The organism is Bacillus sp. BB081, from assembly GCF_008368895.1.
Lineage (GTDB): Bacteria > Bacillota > Bacilli > Bacillales > Bacillaceae_G > Bacillus_A > Bacillus_A wiedmannii.
Genome location: NZ_QOZX01000063.1, coordinates 1 through 22,451, shown reverse-complemented (window position 1 = coordinate 22,451; position 22,451 = coordinate 1). Strand labels below are relative to the sequence as shown.

General features: G+C 33.4%; 25 protein-coding genes and 1 pseudogene. 6 read left to right on the top strand and 20 right to left on the bottom strand.

What is annotated here, in order from left to right; all coding sequences use genetic code 11:
• The 3 genes from rpiA to DN394_RS23035 all read left to right on the top strand — a co-directional run bounded on the left by rpiA (window position 1) and on the right by DN394_RS23035 (window position 2,582).
• Window positions 1-663: a ribose 5-phosphate isomerase A gene (gene rpiA, locus DN394_RS23045; protein WP_097917248.1), complete on the top strand. Its 663-nt coding sequence runs from the start codon at window positions 1-3 to the stop codon at window positions 661-663.
• Between the two features lie 106 nt (window positions 664-769).
• Window positions 770-1,207, top strand: coding sequence for a GNAT family N-acetyltransferase (locus tag DN394_RS23040; RefSeq protein WP_097916867.1), 438 nt, complete (start codon window positions 770-772; stop codon window positions 1,205-1,207).
• Window positions 1,208-1,610: 403 nt separating this feature from the next.
• The gene (locus DN394_RS23035) at window positions 1,611-2,582 is read left to right on the top strand and encodes an alpha/beta hydrolase (protein ID WP_097916865.1); all 972 of its coding nucleotides are present in this window, start codon (window positions 1,611-1,613) and stop codon (window positions 2,580-2,582) included.
• 447 nt (window positions 2,583-3,029) lie between these two features.
• Here DN394_RS23035 and DN394_RS23030 read toward each other — a convergent pair whose 3' ends face one another.
• The 20 genes and pseudogenes from DN394_RS23030 to recQ all read right to left on the bottom strand — a co-directional run bounded on the left by DN394_RS23030 (window position 3,030) and on the right by recQ (window position 20,283).
• A complete protein-coding gene (locus tag DN394_RS23030) occupies window positions 3,030-4,397 on the bottom strand; it encodes a lytic polysaccharide monooxygenase (RefSeq protein WP_149294277.1) in 1,368 nt (455 codons plus the stop codon).
• A 357-nt stretch (window positions 4,398-4,754) separates the two neighbouring features.
• Entirely contained in the window at window positions 4,755-5,948 is a 1,194-nt protein-coding gene (locus tag DN394_RS23025) for a macrolide family glycosyltransferase (RefSeq protein ID WP_149294276.1), read from the bottom strand.
• A 69-nt stretch (window positions 5,949-6,017) separates the two neighbouring features.
• Window positions 6,018-6,695: a formylglycine-generating enzyme family protein gene (locus DN394_RS23020; RefSeq protein WP_179953663.1), complete on the bottom strand. Its 678-nt coding sequence runs from the start codon at window positions 6,693-6,695 to the stop codon at window positions 6,018-6,020.
• A gap of 32 nt (window positions 6,696-6,727) precedes the next feature.
• A complete protein-coding gene (locus DN394_RS23015; RefSeq protein ID WP_097994115.1) occupies window positions 6,728-7,246 on the bottom strand; it encodes a DNA topology modulation protein in 519 nt (172 codons plus the stop codon).
• 21 nt (window positions 7,247-7,267) lie between these two features.
• Window positions 7,268-7,654, bottom strand: coding sequence for a ribosomal maturation YjgA family protein (locus DN394_RS23010; RefSeq protein WP_088122331.1), 387 nt, complete (start codon window positions 7,652-7,654; stop codon window positions 7,268-7,270).
• A gap of 65 nt (window positions 7,655-7,719) precedes the next feature.
• Window positions 7,720-8,427, bottom strand: coding sequence for a class I SAM-dependent methyltransferase (locus DN394_RS23005; protein ID WP_097916857.1), 708 nt, complete (start codon window positions 8,425-8,427; stop codon window positions 7,720-7,722).
• Between the two features lie 21 nt (window positions 8,428-8,448).
• Entirely contained in the window at window positions 8,449-8,802 is a 354-nt protein-coding gene (locus DN394_RS23000) for an MmcQ/YjbR family DNA-binding protein (protein ID WP_149294275.1), read from the bottom strand.
• 15 nt (window positions 8,803-8,817) lie between these two features.
• Complete coding sequence (locus DN394_RS22995) at window positions 8,818-9,156, bottom strand: GNAT family N-acetyltransferase (protein ID WP_149294274.1); 339 nt, start codon at window positions 9,154-9,156, stop codon at window positions 8,818-8,820.
• Between the two features lie 240 nt (window positions 9,157-9,396).
• Window positions 9,397-10,203 (bottom strand): GH25 family lysozyme, encoded by an 807-nt coding sequence (locus DN394_RS22990; protein WP_097916853.1) that lies wholly within the window; start codon window positions 10,201-10,203, stop codon window positions 9,397-9,399.
• Between the two features lie 285 nt (window positions 10,204-10,488).
• Window positions 10,489-10,905 carry a GNAT family N-acetyltransferase gene (locus tag DN394_RS22985; protein ID WP_149294273.1) on the bottom strand — a complete coding sequence of 139 codons (417 nt, stop codon included), beginning with the start codon at window positions 10,903-10,905 and terminating at the stop codon, window positions 10,489-10,491.
• Window positions 10,906-10,937: 32 nt separating this feature from the next.
• Window positions 10,938-11,309 carry a hypothetical protein gene (locus tag DN394_RS22980; protein ID WP_149294272.1) on the bottom strand — a complete coding sequence of 124 codons (372 nt, stop codon included), beginning with the start codon at window positions 11,307-11,309 and terminating at the stop codon, window positions 10,938-10,940.
• The gene (locus tag DN394_RS22975; RefSeq protein WP_098085843.1) at window positions 11,310-12,083 is read right to left on the bottom strand and encodes a serine hydrolase; all 774 of its coding nucleotides are present in this window, start codon (window positions 12,081-12,083) and stop codon (window positions 11,310-11,312) included. It lies immediately after the preceding gene.
• A 162-nt stretch (window positions 12,084-12,245) separates the two neighbouring features.
• Entirely contained in the window at window positions 12,246-12,758 is a 513-nt protein-coding gene (locus DN394_RS22970; protein ID WP_046959654.1) for a GNAT family N-acetyltransferase, read from the bottom strand.
• 43 nt (window positions 12,759-12,801) lie between these two features.
• Window positions 12,802-13,803 (bottom strand): HAAS signaling domain-containing protein, encoded by a 1,002-nt coding sequence (locus DN394_RS22965; RefSeq protein WP_097916846.1) that lies wholly within the window; start codon window positions 13,801-13,803, stop codon window positions 12,802-12,804.
• On the bottom strand, window positions 13,790-14,137 hold the full coding sequence (locus DN394_RS22960) for a PadR family transcriptional regulator (protein ID WP_097916845.1): 348 nt from the start codon (window positions 14,135-14,137) through the stop codon (window positions 13,790-13,792). Before DN394_RS22960 ends, DN394_RS22965 begins: the two co-directional genes overlap by 14 nt.
• Before the next feature lie 169 nt (window positions 14,138-14,306).
• Window positions 14,307-14,639, bottom strand: a complete 333-nt coding sequence (locus DN394_RS22955) for a DUF952 domain-containing protein (RefSeq protein ID WP_097917242.1) — start codon at window positions 14,637-14,639, stop codon at window positions 14,307-14,309.
• Between the two features lie 82 nt (window positions 14,640-14,721).
• On the bottom strand, window positions 14,722-16,797 hold the full coding sequence (locus tag DN394_RS22950; RefSeq protein ID WP_098209019.1) for a HelD family protein: 2,076 nt from the start codon (window positions 16,795-16,797) through the stop codon (window positions 14,722-14,724).
• Window positions 16,798-16,913: 116 nt separating this feature from the next.
• The gene (locus tag DN394_RS22945) at window positions 16,914-17,657 is read right to left on the bottom strand and encodes a class I SAM-dependent methyltransferase (RefSeq protein ID WP_046959658.1); all 744 of its coding nucleotides are present in this window, start codon (window positions 17,655-17,657) and stop codon (window positions 16,914-16,916) included.
• Window positions 17,658-17,826: 169 nt separating this feature from the next.
• Window positions 17,827-18,147: pseudogene (locus DN394_RS22940) on the bottom strand (gamma-glutamylcyclotransferase family protein); the annotation flags it as partial.
• An 18-nt stretch (window positions 18,148-18,165) separates the two neighbouring features.
• Window positions 18,166-20,283 carry a DNA helicase RecQ gene (gene recQ, locus DN394_RS22935; RefSeq protein WP_046959659.1) on the bottom strand — a complete coding sequence of 706 codons (2,118 nt, stop codon included), beginning with the start codon at window positions 20,281-20,283 and terminating at the stop codon, window positions 18,166-18,168.
• 285 nt (window positions 20,284-20,568) lie between these two features.
• Here recQ and DN394_RS29075 point away from each other — a divergent pair, with 285 nt between their 5' ends.
• The 3 genes from DN394_RS29075 to DN394_RS22925 all read left to right on the top strand — a co-directional run.
• A complete protein-coding gene (locus DN394_RS29075) occupies window positions 20,569-20,730 on the top strand; it encodes a hypothetical protein (protein ID WP_176522747.1) in 162 nt (53 codons plus the stop codon).
• Between the two features lie 682 nt (window positions 20,731-21,412).
• Complete coding sequence (locus DN394_RS22930; RefSeq protein ID WP_141542912.1) at window positions 21,413-22,036, top strand: acetylglutamate kinase; 624 nt, start codon at window positions 21,413-21,415, stop codon at window positions 22,034-22,036.
• Between the two features lie 129 nt (window positions 22,037-22,165).
• Window positions 22,166-22,451, top strand: a 286-nt coding sequence (locus tag DN394_RS22925) for a hypothetical protein (RefSeq protein WP_149294271.1), incomplete at its 3' end; no start/stop codon positions are given.

The following is a 22,451-nucleotide window of genomic DNA, read 5'->3' as shown; positions in this document are numbered from 1 at the left end:
CTGAATTTAAAACAGCTCGCTGGTGAATATGCTGCAAACTTTGTAAAAGATGGGATGAAAGTTGGACTTGGCACAGGTTCTACTGTATATTGGACGATACAAAAATTAGGTGAGCGTGTAAAAGAAGGCTTATCATTTCAAGCTGTACCAACGTCAAAAGAAACGGAAGTATTAGCTAAACAACTAAATATCTCTCTAATTTCGTTAAACGACGTACAAAGCCTTGATCTTACAATTGATGGAGCGGATGAGATTGATGCTAATTTACAACTTATAAAAGGTGGTGGTGGCGCATTACTTCGCGAGAAAATTGTTGCCATTTCCTCCAAAGAACTAATTATTATTGCTGACGAATCGAAACTTGTAACACATTTAGGTACTTTCCCATTACCTATTGAAATAATACCTTTTTCCTGGAAACAAACCGAAAGGAAAATTCAATCTTTAGGTTGTCAAACAACGTTACGTTTAAAAAATAATGAAACGTTTATTACCGATAACAATAACATGATTATTGATTGTATATTCCCTCATAACATAACTAATCCTACCAATTTACACACTCAATTAAAAATGATTACAGGTGTAGTTGAAACAGGGTTGTTTGTTAATATGACTAGTAAGGCGATTATTGGAACAAAAAACGGGATAAAGGAACTATAATGAAAGCTGACTCTTACAGTCAGCTTTTTATATTTTCTCTGTATTGCGTATCATTATGATATACTATGAAAACAAAAGCACATCACACTAGAAAGGACTGAACAATTTGCACTCCAAAGTCATAACAGAACTTACAGATTTAGAAACCGCCTTTCATATTCGAAAAGAAGTATTTGTAAAAGAACAAAGTGTCCCTCTTGAAGATGAATTCGATACATTCGATAAAATCGGTGAGAAATGCAAACATATTTTAGTTTATTATAACGATCTTCCTGTAGGTACAGGTCGTATACGATTTGTTGACGGTGCAGGAAAATTAGAACGCATCTGTATTTTAAAAGACTATCGTAAATACGGATTAGGAAAAGTAATAATCAAAGCGCTAGAAGAAATTGCTCGTGACAAAGAAGCTACAAAAGTAAAACTACACGGTCAAACACAAGCTGAAGGATTTTATAAAAAATTAGATTATCAAACTTCTTCCAATGTATTTATGGAAGATGGCATTCCACATATACTTATGACGAAGGATTTATCTCAATAGTAATACATAACAATTAGAAAAATCTTTTATATGATTTTCTTTTTGTACATCTTTTTATTCTCCTTTTAAAAAGAGGCTATTCTACAAATCAACTCCATTGATTTATAGAATAGCCTCTTAATCGTTAGCAAGTTATCTACTTATTTCATAATAATTATCATATTCTGTACTATATTTAATTTTTAATTGACCTATCAAATCTTCGTTAAATGAAATGATATCAAACACTTCATTATCTTTATTTATTAAATAACTATCATTTTAAAAAACATTTGCTCCAAATCCCCCCATAACAGCTACTTTTGAGAATTAAGCCAAAATTAAGATACCATTTTCTAATAAGCATATATACTGAAAGAGATCCAAGGTATACATTTCTTACCATAAAAGGAGAATGTGATAGATGAAAAAATGGCGTAAAAGATTATGTAAAACGGTTACTTTTGGGTTTCTGGCTATTCTTATTCTTCTGGGATCAGGCGTGATATATGAAAAGATAAGAGTTCAGCAAGATTTGAAATCTTATACCCCTAGTGGCAAGCTGTACAATATTAATGGGAAAAATATGCATTTATATGCCGGTGGTCAAGGAAATGTGACCGTTGTATTTGCTTCTGGGTGGGGGACACCTAATCCATATGTTGATTTTTATCCACTATATGAGAAGCTCGCGCCACATGTTAAATTCGCAGTTTATGATCGGTTTGGCTATGGTTATAGTGATACGACAGATAAGAAGCGTGATATCGATATAATAACGAACGAAATACATGAAATATTGCAGGCGTCTGGACAAAAACCACCTTACTTATTTGTAGGACATTCGCTAGGATCCCTTGAAACAATCCGATTTGCACAAAAATACCCAGATGAGATTCAGGGTATCGTTTTGCTCGATAGCGGAAGTCCAGAATATTACTACGATGATGTTGAGACACCAATAAGTGATGGTTTTACTAATCAGCTGCTCATTAACACAGGTGTGTTTCGGATGCTTTTTCACTCGGATAGCGTTATCGAAAAATCACGTAAAAATCGAAACGGCTTGAAATTTGTTCCCGATAAATTGAAGGAAATTGACCTGACAGCCTCATTGCTTAAGCTTAAAAATGACAATATAGATGATGAACTACGTCAGTCAAAAACTAATGCGAAGATCGTATTGGATGACAAACAACCTTTCCCTTTTCCCCTTACTGTGCTTACCGCCGATTACTTAGGGGCTACGGATGAAGTCTGGAACAAATACGAAAAGGAATTTACTTCCTGGTCCTTGCAAGCAAAACAATTGGTGATTAAGGATACCGATCATTATATTCATCAATTTCGTCCTGACCTCGTTGCAGATGAAATATTGACTTTGGCGAATCGATAGACTTTCTGACCGTAACCAGCGATAAAGGATCTCTGGTAGAGCGGAGCATTTTCTTTTATATATTCCTTTGTGTCTTTAATAATACTACGAACAGGAAGCTTTTAACTGCTAGAGTCCGTTTTAGCAGGAAGACTTACAATTGTAGGAAACCATATCAGGACTATCCTTAAAAAAGCACATGTACTCCTCCCTCTTTATAAATACTACTGCATTTCGTACTTCTACACAGCAAGTATACAGTAGCTGCCGTAATGACATGAATCGTATAGCGAATAAATCCATTATTTTTTCTACTTACAGCGGAGAAAATTCGTAGGAAAGGAAAGGGAAATTGGTTAAAAAAGACGACGTATTCAACGTCGTCTTTTTTATAAACAGAAAGGTGAATTCTCAAGATTTCTTTTTACATCAAAGCCCATCATCTCTTAGTTCATATCTAGGTAAAGCTTACACTGTTTTCCATAATGATAAGGCATAAATCCAGTTTGGATCCCCATTTCCTTGATAACTCTGGACAGATTCATATACTTTTCCCTCGTGTAGAACTCTATCTCCCTTTTCATATGCTTTCTTTGCATTCCACTCTTCATATGAAGCGCTTTCAGTTTTTGTAGTAATTGTGAATATATCACTCTGTACAGATTCATTTCCAGCTACATCAACAGCTTTCACTACATATTTATAAGTAGTATTAGGAAGTAAATTTTTATCCATATAAGAAGTCGTATTGGATGTTGCAATCTTTTTCATTAATCCTTCTGTTTCTCTATAAATATCGTAATGGTCTACACCAATATTATCGTCAGATGGACTCCACATTAAATCTACACTTGACGCTGTCGTTCCCATACTATGTAATCCTTTTGGTTGTGTTGGTGCTTCTGTATCAGGAGCCTCATCTGTTGTTTTTACTGTAAGCATTGCACTTTCTTTCGATACATTTCCAGCTGCGTCAATAGCTTTTACAGTATAAGAGTATTTTGTACTTGGTTGTAATTTTTTATCAATAAAATGAGTTCCTGGTACTGTATCAATCATCTCTCCGTTACGGAAGATTTGATACCCTTTTACCCCTACATTATCCGTAGAAGCGTTCCACGTTAGTTCTATACTATTCGCTGTTACTTTTTGTGTCTGAATTCCATTTGGAGTACTTGGAGCTTCTATATCTGGTTTCACATCATTGATAAGATTAACATCAATTACATTATAGAATGCATTTGCTGTATCAGCTACATCCCATACTGCTAAAATCACATGATATCCACTTCGATCAGTAGGTACATTGATTTTGTGAGTTAAATGATTTGAGGCTGCAGAACCATCATGTAGTACAGTTCCAATTGGTTCAAAATCTGCTCTTGTGAGCGCTTTGTTTGGATTCCATCCTTTTTTTGTAATATAGTAATGCCATTTGCTCGTTAAGTGAGGCGCTGTATATTTCCAAGTAAAAGTATTTTCCCCGCCTGTGATTGTATTTTTAAACCAACGATCAGCTGTTTGTTGATCTAAAACACCACCAAATTTACCACCTGCAGAAGCGATTTGGCCATCAACTGGGCCAGCTTGCGGGAACCCTTTTGGAGCTTCCAAACTTTGTGGTTCATACATAACACTTCCACAGTTTGCATTTAGTGCACCATAGGTTGGACTACATAAAGCAGATCGGCTGCTAGGCTTTTCAACAAAACCGTGCGCATATGCGTTTTGAGGAATAAGTGTCGTGCCAATAATCCCAGCTGTTAATGCAACAGCTCCTAGACTTTTTTTGTTCATTTTCATGTTTTGTAGTTGTTTTAATAATCGATTATTCATGTTCCTGTCCCCTTCTTGTTATACTTTGTAGTGTAATGTGGGCTTCGATGTAAAAGAATAACAAGAGACAATCTTGTATCGATGTATGTGTTAATTATGCATACACCGCAGTGAAAATATATTTCATTTCTTGTGAAATATTTCACTTGATGAATATATCATGACATAGAAATCATCAAAGTATGTGCAGAAGTTGTGCAGAAATGATGAAAGCATTAGTAACACGTAAAACTATGGTCCGAATTTATAAAACAGAATATTTAACCTTTCAAAACAACGAATTCTCCGCTTCATATAAAAGAAGAGTGTCTATACTATTTCATATAGACACTTTTCTCATGTATAATCTTCCATTTATTACTGACCTATAAATGTAAAAATCTCATCAGCAGCTTCCTTATAGCCACCAGATTTTCGGAAAGACTCCTTAAAATTCAATGCAGCTTCTTTATATGATGGATTATTTAATACAAATTCTACACTTTCACGTAGTTGTTCCACAGTTAATTCATTTATAGATAACTTAATCCCCGCTCCTAGATTCTCTACTTGCTTTGCGATTACTGGTTGATCTGCACTTTGCGGAATTACAATGAGTGGAATCCCGTTATTTAATCCTTCATGTGTACTGTTCATTCCGCCATGTGTAATAAATAGCTTTGCATATGCGAGTAGTTTCGTTTGTGGTACATAGTTTTTCACAATGAAGTTTTTAGGAATATTATCTAAATCACTTATTTTTGTTTTATTACCGATAGACATAACAATAGTATGATCACTATTCTCGAACGCTTCCATACAAAGTTTATAAAAATCAAGCGCTTCATTGAAAACAGTACCTAATGAAATGTAAATTGGGCTTTTTTCTTCAAGTGTAGTAATATCAAACTCTTTATTTTTTACTTGTGTAGAGATGGATGGACCTACAAATTTAAATGTTTCATCAAACATATCTCCAAAAGGTTGGAATTCCTTTATTGTATACACAATAGTAAGGGGCGCTGGATTACAGAAAACTTCATACTGTGAGTTTATTTCAACACCATATTTTTCTGCAATTCCCTTCGTTAAGCTTTCAAAATCATTATGTATCTTATCCTGAACTTCCACGGGGATATTTTTAGACAAGTGGTCTAACATTTTTTCAAATGATTTTTCATCCTGTGCAAACGATGTACAAGAATTTATTGCTGGAAGCTTTAGAATTTGAGCAATTATATGTCCACAACCAAACATTGAATCATGAATGATGTAATCAAAATGTTCCCCTTCAATTTGTTCAAGAACATTTGGTATAATAACATCTGCCGTATGTAAAAGACCATTTATTCTCTCTGATAAATAATTTCGACCACCAGAAAGAAAAGCTTTTAAAAACTTTTGCTCGTCAATTGTTCGTACAGTAGCACCCGTTCTCTCAATACAATCTCTAAAAGATTCAATTGAAAAATAAACTACCTCTTCCCCACGTGAAACTAATTCTTCTACAACTTGCAATGTTGGATTTATATGTCCTTCTGATCCAGTATTAATGAATAAAACACGTGCCACTTTAAACACTCCTTAATTTAAATCTTGTCTATGTTGCCATTAGTATTATAGGTATTTTGTCTTATTCTTCTAAATGGACCTAGCAAGCCTAAACCCAAGGTCATCTATATGAAATGTAGGATGACTACGGCGACGACAAGTCGCACCGCAACCTCTAGCTGCTTCAGCCCAGCTACCGCCGCGGAAAATTCGGTATGATCCGTATACTTGTTCATCATATAAATCATAGCACCATTCCCAAACGTTTCCTAACATATCGTAAAGTCCCCATGCATTCGGTTCTTTTTTTCCGACCTCATGAATATGTCCACTTGAATTTTCATTGTACCAAGCAATCTCTTTCAGTTCTCCATATATGTATCCCGTAGTTCCTGCCTTACACGCATATTGCCACTCTGCTTCAAAAGGTAATCGGTAGCCATTTGAATCTAAATTACAACTAACATTTAGACCATCTTCACTAATAGAATAATATTCTTTTAATCCCGCTTTTTTGGAAAGTAAATTACAAAATATAATAGCATCATTCCATGAAATATTTACAACTGGTTTATTACTATTTTCATTACCATTTAGTACAAGATTCATAATAGCATAATATAATTCCGCTGTTACAACATACTTTGCAAGAAGAAACGGTTTAACTTGAACTTGCCATTGTTTTTTTATTCGATCATCTCTTAATTTTACTTTTCCTGCTGGAATTTTCACCATATTAGAATCAACCGGGCCAATGAATCTATTCAATTCTATCCCCCCATGTTATTTCTTTTTATAATCTAACTATTTATAGTATCGTACTTCTCTAAAAATAGTCTTACTTCATTTGAAGACTTTAAAATAATAACATCTTTATCTTTACTCAATTGATTTAGCCTCTTTAAAATTGAAGGTCGTTTCGTTTTAGGATATTGCCATATCCATTTAAAAAATTGCAAATCAAACCTTTCTTCACATCCAGCACCCATATCCGGTCTTGTTTTATTCCGATATTGTACAACCCTTTTAAAAGCACGATAAACACATATTGTTCTATGAATATCAAGAAAGATAATTGTATCAGCAACGTTAATTCTTATGTCCATTGTCCCGCCATAATTCCCATCAATAATCCACTCATCTTCTTTAACTAATTCATTTTGAACCTTTCTTTGCTCCTCTTTCGGTACACCTTCCCAATTCGGTTTCCAAAATAACGCATCAAGATGATGTACTTTAATATTTAATTTATTCCCTAACTGCCTTGCTAATGTAGATTTTCCTGAACCACCAGAACCTATTAATATTATTTTTTTCATACATACCCCTTTTTACATCTTTTATTTCTTCCTTAACATAAACTCACAAAACATTCCAATCCCAACACCAATTGTATAAGCCACTATATCACTCCACAAAAATCCGTAACCTAATACGAGTCCACCTAAAGTCGTTGCACGAATGCTATCTATCCATTCAGCATGATACAATTGGCTCACTTCAATCCCGTAGCAAAATAACAAACTAATAAAAGCCACTTTCTTCGTGTCTATTTTAGGAAATAAAAATCCGAATCCAGTAAAAATCATCAATGCCCATAAAGCATCACCTAAGTACGCGTTTAATAGATGAGGTAATGCAAAAGCTAACTTTCTTGAGCTAAGACCTAAAATAATTATAACTATAGTAAATAGCGCATATAATAATCTATTTCGTTTCTTATTCATCTCAAAATCTCCTAATATGTAATTAAAAACTGTAAATAGGTAGTAAAATATAATTATTTTACTACCTATTTTTTAATGGCTTTCATAATAAGAAAATGTGGATTTGTATTTAGATAATGATATGATGTTTCATTTACTTCTCTCATTTTTTCAACCGGCCTCGGTTCCACCATTTTATCTAACACAAAATAATTTGTTGTTTCATTAATTATGTCTTGGAGTGATCTTCTAAAAAAGCTAACTTCTATTGTAATATTTGGTTTAACCCAAGTATCTACTAATAATTGTTTTTCGAAATAATTTTCACTAGTAAACTTTGTAAAATCCATAAAAGGATGATGAATGGAGTATATAAATTCGCCACCTGGCTTCAATACTCGATGAAACTCCTGAAATACTTTATTCCAATTTTCTAAGTAATGAAGCGTTAACGAACTTACAATAACATCAAAAGTATTATCTTCAAATGGTAATACTTCTTGCAAATCATGACAAAGAAACGTTGCTTTATTACCCGTACTTTCCTTTGCAGCTTTTACCATTTCAGAACTTACGTCAATTGCAGTAACATTTGCTCCCCCTTCTACAAATTGAGTAGTATACCACCCAGCTGCACATCCAGCATCTAATATACTCTTCCCTTCTAAATTCTTTGGAATCATCTCCATCATCGCTGGTCTTTCATAATAACTGTTATATGGATTTGCCAAGTCTAGATTTTCTTTATATGTACTCGCTAATTTATCATATGTATCTTTGATCGTGTCTTTCATTACTTCCACCCCTTATACATATTAATCTAATAACTCTTGCTGCTTTTTCTTTGAAAATGATTGTAGAACTAAATCATATGACCAATCAATCATCTTATTAGTTTGCTCTTGCTCTACATCTTTATGTATATACACTGTATTCCAATGCTTTTTATTCATATGATACCCCGGAATGATTGCTTCTGGATACTCTTCTCTTAATCTTAATACAAGTTCTGGATCACATTTTAAAGTAATCGCAGCTTTTTCTCCTTCTTCATGGTTTATTATCGCAAATATTTTATTATTAAGCCTCATACATGTTGCATTCCAACCATCAGGAGAATCTTCAGTCGCTTTTCTTTTTGATAAACAATATGTTCTTGTTACATTCATTTTCATTGGCACCTCTTATTCTTTCACTATTTGATTACGATGCATTACAATTTGTTTCGTCGCTTGAAATTGATGTTCACCATAAAACTTTATTAATTTCTCTCCAATGCCTTTATTTCTTACACTTTCATGTACAACAACATCTTCTATGTACGCTCGAAAAACACCATCAGAAACAACCCTGGCAAATCCGATTAATTCATTTTCTTCCCATACCCCAATCGCTATGCTATTCTTTAACATTTTTTGAATATCGATTTCTTTTCTTTCTGGCCACCAACCGACAGAGTCATAAAGTTTTCTTATTTTTTCTACGTAGATTGGTTGTTCATGTTGCAATTTATACGTGTACATTTTCTTTCCCTTATCAAATTGCTCATTATATTTATTTTGTCTTGCCTTACTTCAATATAAAACTATAGAATCCAACCTGTTATAAAAAACCTTTATAAAATTAATTTATAATACCGATTTTACAATTGCAATATAAACAGTCCCTCTCTCATCCTTTCCTATTTCTTCTATATTAAAAATAGCACATAATATTTTAAGTTGACTAATGATAAAAGCCGCCCAATAGGACGGCTTTTATCTTCACTTAACTTCATACCACCAACCTTTTCGATCAAGCCAACCTTTCATACCGTTTAATTGCGCATCACTAGTTGGATCCGAAATAAAATACGTTAAGCCATCCGATTGTAAAATGAAGGTAGCAGTCATTTTAACTGATGTTAAAGCTTTCATAGCTTCAGGGGCCTCATATGGTGAAAAAGCACCTGATTGAATGATGTTTTGTTTAGAAACTTGTGCTTGTACATTCTCTTGTTTTGTTACTGATTCAGTAAACCAGGAAAGTGGTTTATTTCCTATTAATTGATTTAAATCACATTTGCCGATACCTGGTACATTACCTGTCTCGGTGTATTGCCAAATATCACAAGGATATGCTGGTTTATTGCCGCCATATCGAGGAATCCATACAAAATCACTTTTTACGTTCGCCATTCCGAAAGGCTCATATACATGATGGCCAACATATAAACCAACTTTTTTAGCACCTAATCGGCGTAACTCGTCGATAAAAGCTTGTGTACCAGCTCTCATATCATCCATTGTTTTCACTTCTACGTCAGCAGCCCAAACTGTAGCACTCTTATCACCGCGATTCCAAAAATCTTGCGCTTCCTTCTTCGCATCAGCAATTGAAATAAAGCGACAGAATCCATAGTTACCAAATGGAATATTTCTAGTTTTCATTGCTTGGACATAGTTTTTATATAAAGGATCTACATAATTTGATCCATCTTGTACCCTAGTGATTACGAAATCTAGTTGTGGAGCTGCTACATCCCAGTTAATGTTACCGTTCCATTTCGAAATATCTACAATATAACCCATTGCTTAACACCTCCTTTATTAGTATTAAATTCAGAGCTCGTCTTATTGCTCTTCCTCTCCTAAAAATTCAATAGTATTTGCTAGTACATATAGTAAATACGACAAGTGTCTTCAACAAAGACAGTAACTCATTTCCATTAAAAAAGAAAATCATAGCTATACGAATCGTACTATTTGTCCCCATAATTACATCAGGTTGAGTAGTTGCTTTAAAATTAAAATAGCATCACCTTGTTTGGTGATGCTTTTAAAATCAATTTTTCTTCTAGAGCACGAATACTATTCCTATAACCGCTTCTCTAAAAAGTGTTGACTATGTCCTTTAGGATGATCTTCAACAACACCATATTCTCGGTAGCCGTGCTTTTTATAAAAATCTGGCGCTTGAAAACTAAATGAATCTAATAATATTAATCTACACCTTTTTTCCTTCGCGATGTCTTCGATTTTATGTAACAGTTGACTGCCATAACCATCATGACGAACTGTTTCATCAACCCATAAAAAATCTATATGAAGATGATAAAAATACATCGTTCCTGTTACCCCACCAAATATTTTTCCATCCTCATCTTTTACTACGAAACTTACTTGCTCCATCGGCTGTTTTGCTTCATCTTTTAAAATCGACATGTTATATTGAATTACTTTATTTTTTATGTATTCTCCTTCAGTTCGAGTACCACTTTCTATATGTTTCATATATTTCTTCCTTTCAACTTAGTAAGATACCTTTAATTTTTCCTTTTCCTTTTTATAATACTAATAAATATGAATCCACCATAAGTAACAAAGCATGAAAAACCAATTATCCCTGGTACAGAGACATAGCCTATTCTTATATAACTTATAACAGCAAAACTAACGATAGACAATAAAATAGATGACCAAAATATAAGTGATGTTTTTCGTCGTCTCTGTTTCGATGTACTTGCTTTCTCTTCAGAAACACGTGTGCCAAAAAGCAATACAATACAAATGAGGATTGCTGCAAAGTAAATCGTATCTAATGACAGATTATGATCATAAATCGCGATTCCAACTTCAATAGCGATAATTGTTAAAATTAATATGATAATTGTTGAAGTTTTTAAGTTTCTTTTCAATTACTTGACCCCTAGAATGCTTTCACTATATATGTCGTATATGTACTTCAAAGCTGATGCAATAGTTTCATCGGCTCCTTTATTTTCAAATCGATTAGGCAAATCTTTTCCTCCAATAACATAAAGAAGTGGAAATTCATTAAACACTCCTAGTATACCAATATTTATTATAGCTTTTGGCAATCCACCTGTCATATGTGCTAAATGATTATGCGGTATCCCCTCATATTCTCCTTGCTGCCTTACCATTCCATTTATTATTGGTTCCCATAATTCCGGCTCAGTTTTATACCCTCGAAAAATTTGCACTAAAAGTGAATGTATTTCATTTAACTCTCCAACATTTTGTTCATCTCTAGGGTTTTCTTGAACATGTATGTTAGGGAAGTACGTTGAAACATACTTTCTAACAGTATCCCATCCTCCGCAGTGCAATACAATCGCCTTTGCAATATAACTGTCATGACACGCTATCATCACTTCAACAGCTTTACTGAGTGATATTGTATCTCTTCCTTGCAAATGTGGATATAATTGTGCACTATCTTCTTTTGGATTAAATTTAATTTGGTGAAGCATATCATTCCAACTAATTTGTTTGTTTTTTACCATGTTTGCTACTGCAAATCCAATTGCCACTTTTGCTGCTGATGCTAAAGGAACATATAGTTCATTATTATAGGAGGCAATTATATCTTCAAATTTTGTAGAAGACACAATCACTCCAACTTGACCAGATTGTATTTCTTTCATTCTTTCAATGACAGTTTGCATATTCGCACCTCTTTTTATATTATTTTATTACATTCTTAAATTTCGATATAGAATGTATAAAACCTTTTTTGTTACTTGATATGTATACATACAATAAAAAAGATAGCATGAAACTTTCCCATGCTATCTTTCTAAATTAAATATTAAGCAAAACTCAATAATCTATTCTTCCGTAGGTTTTTTAGGACCATTAAGCTCCAATTGATAAAAAGCTAAATCTAACCACCTGTTAAACTTATAACCAGCCTTCTTAATTGTCCCCGCATGAACAAATCCATAGTTTTCATGTAAGGCAATGCTTTTCTCATTTTCTGCATCAATTCCAGCAATTAAGGTCATATATTCCCTTTCTTTTGCAACTGTGATCAATGCTTTCATTAATGAAGTTCCTATCCCATTTTTTCTATATTCCTTATGAACGTACACAGAATGCTCAATTGAATATTTATAGGCAGGCCAAGCTCTAAACGGGCCAAATGTCGCAAATCCTACTATTTTATTATCTAATTCACATACTAAAATCGGATAGCCGTTAGCCTTTTTTTGTTCATACCAATCTATTCTATTTTCAAGGGTTACCGGTTTATACGTATAAATGGCTGTTGTATTCAATATAGCATCATTATAAATATCTAACATGTATGTTACATCTTGTTTCCTTGCTTCCCTTATCATCGCGTTCTTCCTTTCATAAATTATATCTTCTTTCATTTCACTCCTACATACGAATACGAGCTTTTCGGAAACCATCAAATATATTTAATGTAGCAGATAAAATGTAAATGATAATACCTCCACCAATTAACCACGTTTTAAATTCCTCTGGAGAAGTAGTAAACACATTTGCTACATACGTAATAAATCCTTCATTAAATAAATGCGGATTTACTACAATTACAATGAATACTATTGTTCCAACTATTTGAAGAATAGCATTCCCGATTGCCAGCTTTTTCGTCCATTGTCCTTGTACTAACTTATAAAGAGATATACCTATTTCAAACACAATCACAATTACAACGATTGGCCAATACTGAAGTAACACATCTTGATTAAAAGTTGCCGCGACAAACTTCAATCCGCTTTCTGTACCATGATATACACCTACAAGATGGTTCGCATAAAAATAAAGTGTTGCCCATATTGCCGTCCACATTAACCCGCCAAATACTTCGAACTTTGAGATCGACTTTTTCTTTGGAACATACGAAGTATTTTTCAAATCATCAGGCGTCCATTTTTTTAAACTTGTCGTCAACGGTTGAGTACCTTTGTCTTTATCTGTTCTTTCTAAAATTGCAAATACAAGTGTCAACCAGAAAAATACATGGAGGCCTACTTCGATAATTTCCCCAATTCCTTTACCTATCAGATTTAAAATAACATTTAATACCGCTTGCTCACCATCATATCCAACAAAATTTTCTGCAACCATTGCAATGAGTGCGATAACAGCTGCAATCGGTATGATCATTTTTAATAATGTCGTATATACATCGAAATAACGTGGTCCAATTAAATACATCGGCCTATCTAAGTACCCATTTGCCAATGAAACTGGACTCCCCAATTTTTCAAGAACTCTTTTTTCATCATCTTCATTATAATCATCAGGTAACATATCCTCGATAGTTGACCGTAGTTCAAGAATAATATCTTCACGATTTTTTTCAGGTAATCTCTTCGCTACTTCCTCGACATAAATATCAATCATGTTCATTCTTGTCCCCCTCCTTTAATAGGTTATAAAGTTCTTTCGAATCCTTTACCCATTCCTTTTTTAAATGCAAAAATATCTCTAATCCGTATTCACTTAAAACGTAATACTTACGAGGTCTACTCTCCGTTTTATCCCAACTACTTGTCACTAGCTCTTGCTTTTCTAATCGGCGAAGTAGTGGATATAAAGTACTTTGATCGATTGTGATCCCTGATTGCTCCAATAATTGGACAAGTGAATACCCATACTGCGGTGTTCTTAACTGGCTTAAAACCGCTAATGTTAATGTACCTCTTCTTAGTTCAGTAATTAACGAATTTAATAAAGCATCCATTCACTCACCTCATTTCCATTACTATATGTCATACAGTATATGTTTTATACTATGTATCGTACAGTATTAATGTGATAAAAACAATGCGTATTTACAAAAAATAGATAATAAAAAAGCACAAACTATATAATTTGTGCTTTTCTTGTTAATTTAAAAGGCTATTACAACCTTAATTTTGTACCTCTTGTAATATAAACTCTCCTTTTTCTTTAGTAAATGGGGTAACACCTACAATTGCCTCAATATTAATTACTCCATATACATGCGGATATTCTTGACCGTTAGAAGCAAGTTCATATTTTATTTCTGCTTTTATTAAGGATGGATCGATTGTCAGTAATAAAACATCTTCTTCATGATTAAAATATTTTTCAGCAACTTTTAAAGCTTGCTGTAAAAATGAACAATGAATAAATCCCTCTTCTTTAAGTGAAGCTTCATTAACTTCTCCATCTACCTTTGCGATTTCCCAATTTCTTTTTGTTATTACTTTTGTTATCATAGTTATCCTCTCTCCATGTCTTTATATAGAAAAACAAGAGGTTCTTCTTTTTATTACTAGAAAATCATCTTGTATGTAATATTTATTTTAATCCATTAATTAAAGGCGATACTTCTCCGCTATGGAAAATCCATAAATCATGAAGTGACCTTGTACATCCGACATATAGTAACTTCGCATCATGTTTCGTATTTTTATAATGTTCTTCATCAACATCGATTAATAGAACAGCATCAAATTCTAGCCCTTTTGCCAAGTATACGGGTACTACTGAAATACCACCTTCATATTTACTTTGATCTGCTTCAATGACGTTTACGGCCAATCCTGCTTTTGTTAATTTCTCATATATATCGCGGCATTCATCGTCTGTTCTTCCTATTACCGCAATGGTTTTCACATCTTCGTTTTGTAGATGTTTTAACGTCTTCATAATCTCATTAAATTGATCTTCTGCATGGATTACCTTAACATCTTCACCACTGCGAAATACTGGTGTTGCGAGCCCAACTGGAATCTCTGCATTTTTAATTATTTCGTTCGCAAATTCTATAATTTCTTTTGTAGAACGATAACTTCTCGTCAGTTCATAATAACCTGTTTCTTGGAATACTTCCTTAAAAGCACCCCAATCTTCAATCCCTTGATAATCATAAATTGCTTGAGATAAATCACCTAATATAGTGAAAGAATTACCTAGTGTAATTTCTTTTAATACATACACTTGGAATGGTGAGAAATCTTGCGCTTCATCAATAACGACGTGATGGAATTTCTGTCCGATTTCAATACCTGTTATGCGGTGATGTATGTAAATTAAAGCTGGTAAATCTTCTACATACACTTCTTTTTTACGACAACTCTTTTCAGTTTCTTTCACAACTTCTTCAGGCAATACTTCGAGTATTTCTTTACTTTTCAATATTGAACTATAGAGTGAAAGTGAACTCATTTTTGGCCAAAACTTCATATATGTATTCAATCTCTTTGTCGCTTCTTTTTTTAGTAATTTCTTCTCGTTTGTTTCTCCATACTTTTTCAGTTCAATTTCAATCCAGCGCTTCATTCTGCCGACTAATCTTTCTCTTCTTTTCTTTAATGGATAGTGCTTATATTCAACTTGCATCCATTTTTTTACGTCTTCTACTGGAATAATAGCTTTGTCCCATGCCTCAAAATCACTTGTTGGTATTAATTCTTTTTCAAATTGAACCATTCTCTCTTCAATAAAGGACTTAAATTCCAGTGTACCTTTCAATTTACCGAGCATAACCTTTTCTTCATCACGATTAATAGAAAAGGCTTCTTTCAACTTTTCTTCTGTTTGCTTTAGTTTTACAGAATCATCTAACGTACGTAATGCCCAATCCGGAAATGTTGTTTGACTAATATTCCCTACACCTAATTCAGGAAGCACACTCGAAATATAGTCTAAAAAAAGACTATTCGGAGCGAATACAATCATTCTCTCAGCTTCTAATTGTTCACGATATTCATAAATTAAAAAAGCAAGGCGATGTAAAGCGATCGTTGTTTTTCCGCTTCCCGCAACCCCTTGAATTAATAATGGTAAGTTTCTTTCCGCACGAATAATATCGTTTTGCTCCGATTGTATTGTCGAAACAATATCCTTTAGTTTATTATCTTTATTCTCACCTAATCGATATAGAAGAAAATCATCGGCATGTGAGACATCTTCATTTCCTTTTACATATGTATCAACAACACGTTCTAGTTCTCTTTTTCGGATCGAGATGTTTCGCTTTAAATACACATCACCTTCAACTAATCCGTCTGGTGATTGATAAAACGCTAATTCATCTCCGCCGGTAAATGAATAAAACATACTTGCGACAGGTGCCCGCCAATCAATTACAATTGGTTTCATTGTGTCTTTATGTGAAACACCTACTTTACCGATGTAGATCGGCATAACTTCTTCCTTGCCATCCTCTTGAAAGTCTAGTCTCCCAAAGTATGGCTCATGCACACCAATACGTAAGTTTTGTCTATTAGACTCCCTCATACTTTCTAGAATTTGTTCTTTAAAATCATCGCCATAATAAACCGGAATGTTTTCGAGCTGTTCTAATTGATCATCCATCGTACGTAATGTATCTTTCATCCTTTGTAACTCTTCTTCAAAAATGTTATTCATTTGATGATTCCCTCCTGTCCGTTCTAATTTTTCAGTCGAAATACAATTGTATTAAAAATCCATTTATAAAGTCAATAGTTTTAGTGAGAATTTTCTAAAATAAAGAAGAGTAGAGATTAATCTCTACTCTTCTTTATTTTAATTCGATACGCCAAACATTCATTTAAAGTTGCTAATTCTTTATATTTTCGTTTTTCAAAATCATATGCTCCTCCTGGGAAGAATCCTACAATACTTAAACCAGCTTCAGCACATAGATTGCTAATCTCATCTACCGTATAACAACGTAAAGACTGTGTAACTATATCATTTGAATTATTAGGATGCCACCAATGATCTAACATTCTTTCATTTATACTATCATATTCATATTTTCGCATAGCTGAACTTAAGGCCATTTCTTGTCCACTTACCTTTTTCCAATACAATGGTTGATAAATATCAATAAGTGCACATCCATCATCCCTCATCCAATTTTTAATCCGTTTTAATAGAATTAATTGTTCATCATCTGTTCCTACACCAAATCCATCTAAATAACTAACAACATCAAACTTTTCTTCAAAATTAATTTTATAAAAATCAGCGCAATGAATAGCAATATCATTAGTAGAATGCTCTTTTGCAAACATAACTAACTCTGGTACAAGCTCAACCGTAGTCATCTTTACATGTAACTTAGACATCGCCCTTGCAAATCCGCCATTTCCTGCACCTAGTTCTAACATCGACTGAAATGGATGTCCAATTTGCTCTTTAACTTCTTTAGCAACTTGCTCTAACCAACTTTCTGTATTGATATCGTAATTGGATAGTTCGAATTGTTTTTCGTAAAATTCTCTCACATCTAATTCGTTCATTATTATTCTCCTCCTGCAATAGATTTTTCTTCTACAGGTGAAAAACTAAATTTCTGACACCCATGAAAAAATCATTATATTTATAATTTATCAAAATAATAAGAAATTTTAAAGTACCAATATAAAAAGCAGATAATGGATGATACCACTATCTGCTCTATGACTGCTATTATTTTTCTTGTTGATACTCTACCCAATCACCAGAAATGATAACTTTCTTTAGCATCTCTTTATCTTGAGCGACATACACAAATGCACGTATTTCTCTATCGCCTAAATAAATCGTTTCGGTGATTCGGTCATATAAATCACTCTCTACATTACCTGTGTATTCTTCCAGTTCATCTAATTTTTGCAGAACATCATCATTCACTTCGTAAACTTCTCCATATACTTTATCTTCATTTGAACAAATCATCGCTGGATACCCTTCGTTTGTATCAAATAATTTGCCATACGTCCATGCTCCGTCTGCGATGCATATATCCCCTATCCCCCTTATATATCTCTACTTTCTAAATTGTAAATATGCACGAATCATAAAGTAACTCACTTCATTTGGAAGTTGTTCCTTAATTGATTTCAGACCACCTTCTGCATTTTGCACGGCAGTTTCAATCAGTGATTCATATTCTGCAGGAACAAAACTGTTCCAGTCTATTTCCATTCCATCTTCAAAAGAGCGAATTAAATGATTTTCAATTGTTTGTCTTGATAAGCCACGTTCTTTCGCAATTTCATCTAGATCAATGCCTTGTTTATACATTTCATACGTTTCTAAATGAGAATTTGCTGAAGCTTTCCCTGACTTTTTCCGCTCTGTCACCACTTCTGTTTTAACTGTTTCAGCATAGTTTGGATTGTCCTTAATAAAGTGCTGAACTGCTTGTAAGAAGTGAGAACCATACTTCACAAGTTTATGTTCGCCGATCCCTTTCACAGTTAAAAGTTCAGAGTCACTTTGTGGCATTTTTGCACACATATCTTTCAACGTTTGATCAGAGAAAATAACGAATGGAGGTACACCTTCTCCTTGCGCAATTTCTTTACGTACTTCGCGAAGTACTTCAAATAAAGGATGATCTTGAACAATTTGTCTTGTCTCTACTCGTTCTTTACGTAAAACATTCTCTTTACCTAATAATACTTCTTTCCCTTTTTCCGTAACTTTTAATGTTGGATACGTACCATGTTCTACTGCAATTAACTCATCTGAAATTAGAAACTCAATAAATTCACTTACTTCTTTTACACTACGATTTGATAGTAACCCGTATGTTGGTAAAGTATGAAAATTGAATTCAATAACTTTCTTATTTTTCGAACCAGTTAAAACTTGTGCAATCATTTGTTTTCCAAATCGTTGGTTCGTTCTAATCATACAAGATAGAACCATTTGTGATTCTCTCGTCACATCGATACTTTCCCGGTCGTCCGTACAATTTCCGCAGCGGCCACAATCTTCTTTCGGTTCTTCTCCAAAGTATTGCAAAATAAATGATTGTAAACATTGTTCTGTATGACAATAATCAGTCATATTTTGCAGTTTTTCAAGTTCATTTGAAAATCGAGATTCACCTGTCGATTGATCAATTAAAAAGCGCTGTACTTGCACATCCTGAGAAGAATATAGCAATATACATGCACTATCTAAACCGTCACGCCCTGCACGTCCTGCCTCTTGGTAATAACTTTCCATATTTTTTGGCAGTTGATAATGGATAACGTAACGAATATTCGATTTATCAATCCCCATCCCGAATGCAGATGTTGCCACCATTACACTTACTTCATCACGTAAAAAGAGTTCTTGCTGCTCATTTCGATCGGTATCACTCATACCAGCATGGTATTTTGATACCGAAACTCCCGCTTTCATTAAATCCTCATACAATTGATCAACTACTTTTCTAGTAGCAGCATATATAATCCCAGATTCTTTTTGATTTTGACGAATATAATCCGCTAAATATGCATTACGATCTTGTCCTTTAATAACAGTAAATGATAAGTTCTCGCGTTCAAACGTTGTCATAATCGTGTTTTCTTGATTAATTCCAAGCGTGTTACAAATATCTTCACGAACTTGTGGTGTAGCCGTAGCAGTTAATGCTAATACGAGCGGCTTTTCTGGAAGATAATCTAATATGCGATGTATATGTAAATAACTTGGACGGAAATCATGTCCCCACTGCGAAATACAGTGTGCCTCATCAATTGCAATCATCGGGATTTTCATATCGATAAGTTGATCAACAAACTCCATTGAATCAAGTCGCTCCGGCGCCACATAAAGTAACTTATAATGTCCTTGTTTCGCTAATTGAATTCGTTGATTCGCTTCTGTAATAGAAATAGAACTATTAATATAAGTAGCTGAAATACCGTTTTGTATTAATGTATCTACTTGGTCTTTCATAAGTGAAATCAAAGGTGAAATAACTAATGTCGTACCTTCAAATACTAATGCGGGAATTTGATAACAAATTGATTTACCACCACCCGTAGGCATAATACAAACCGTATCTTTCCCATCTAATACATTTTTAATTGTTTCATCTTGTCCTCTTCGGAATGATGAATAACCGAAATAAGACGCTAAAAGTTCTTGTGCTTTTGTAAACAAAAAAGAGTCACCTGCTTTTCTTTATCTTTCATCTATTTCTATTATATCATCACTTATGCGTGATGAAAGTGATGAATACATGACAAACAGCTTGCTTTTTCATTTTTTTATGCTTCTCTACATTTTAAAGGTTGTTTAGCAACGGTGTTTTAATGGCTATTTATGTTTATAAATTTTAAAACATAAATAAAGCACATATAAAATGAATTACAAAATAAATATACATTTTATTACTCTTCCTTGAATACTACTAATCTTATACATATGAATTCAGGAGGTTACTATATGAAGCAGCAGAATATTAGTTCCATCAAGCAGAAAACAGTACCGAACCAACTCCAATTCTCGAATCATGATGCGTGGAAATATGAATCGTATTATAAATACCAGCAATTATTTTCTTATAGAAAACTTTTTCATTTTCTTTCTCAACTTTTTAAACGTTAATGAGTGTGGGATATATCATTCATAATAATTTTCTCAATATATACCTTATAGACTTACTATAATACAGCTGTTATCATATGAAATATTCTGTTGGATAAACCCCTTTAGTTGACCTGCTTATAAAAGCAGGTCTTTTTTGATTATTATATATTTCAGTACACTTTTAGATACACTTGTAAATCTTTTCTCTATTTTATAACCATACTCCACTCACAACAAATGATGATAATAACGAGATGTAAAATATAAGTTCTTAACATTTATTGAAGTAATTCTTTTTTTCTCAATACACAAAACGAATTTCACTTATTACTATAAAAGTACTCCAGATGAGTTTTTGCTCATCAACATTATCTAGTTAATGGGATCTGCTGCGGGAAGCTGATCCCTTTGACTTTATTAAAGATCCACTTTCATTTGGACACATTTACCAGGTTTTTTCAAGCGAATTTTATGATAATATTACGTAGTCGAGTCCGACATCTCGGCAATACCCTTTTGAGGCTCTGCAACTTCCCTTGCAGAGCCTTGTTTATTTTTATATTCATTTTATTTATATATACCACAATAAAATTTTTCATCTTTTTCCATATCAATTTCTGAAATTAATTTAGGACACGTAACTAAAAATAAATTCCCATCATACTTTGAGTTATACATGTTCAAAGGAGTGTTACCGTTTATGTATTCTTATTGGCAATCGTATTACTCCCCCTATCATAACCCTTATGTACACTTTGATACATCTGTACGTAATTACCGAATTAGTAAAAACGAGAACTTTTTAAAAGGTTATATGCGTTCTTTATGGGAACAACATGTCGCTTGGACGAGATTAGCTATTATTAGCATTGTCTTTAATTTACCAGACGTAAACGTTACAGTTGGGCGGCTTCTTCAAAATGCAACACATATGGGATTGTCACTTGAACCATTCTATGGTGAAGATGCTGTAAAAAAATATAGTGCATTAATTAAAGAACACTTAGTCATTGCAGCGGATCTAGTTAAAGCCGCAAAAGCTGGTGATCAAAATGCAGCTGCCACTATAGAGAAAAAATGGTACGCTAATGGTGATGAAATTGTGGCGTTTCTTACTAGCATCAATCCATATATAGAAAAAGAAGAATTCAGAAAAATGTTTTATGAACATTTAGCACTTACGAAAGCAGAAGCGCTTGCCTTCCTAAATAAAGATTTTGAAGCAAGCGTTAAACTATACGATAAAATTGAAAAAGAAGCATTAGAAATGGCTGATATGATAACAAATGCAATCGTAAAACAATTCCCACAAGTGTTTCAATAATAATAAGCCGATTTGAAAAAACAAATCGGCTTATAAAACTTTCTATCAATGAAATTTCACCTCTCCTCTTTACATTTAACGTATATCGATATATTTTATTAATATCCGTTTTTTATAGGAGGAAATCTTTTGATTAACGCCATTGGTCTCGTATTTATCCTCACAAATAAACACGAGAAAAAGAAGAAAGTTTATCTAAATGAAAAATTCGCATTAATAGACATTATTGATTCTAAAGAAGTAATTGATGATGAAGGGAACTCACTAGTAGAACTAACATGTAAATACAGTATTTATCTAGATGAAAAATATTACTGTAAATCTCTCGATGATTATACTGGACAAGTATTTCCGTTCTTGAGCGCTAAAATAGGAAAAGGTCTTCTCAGAAACTTAAATTACTATTTCTCTTACG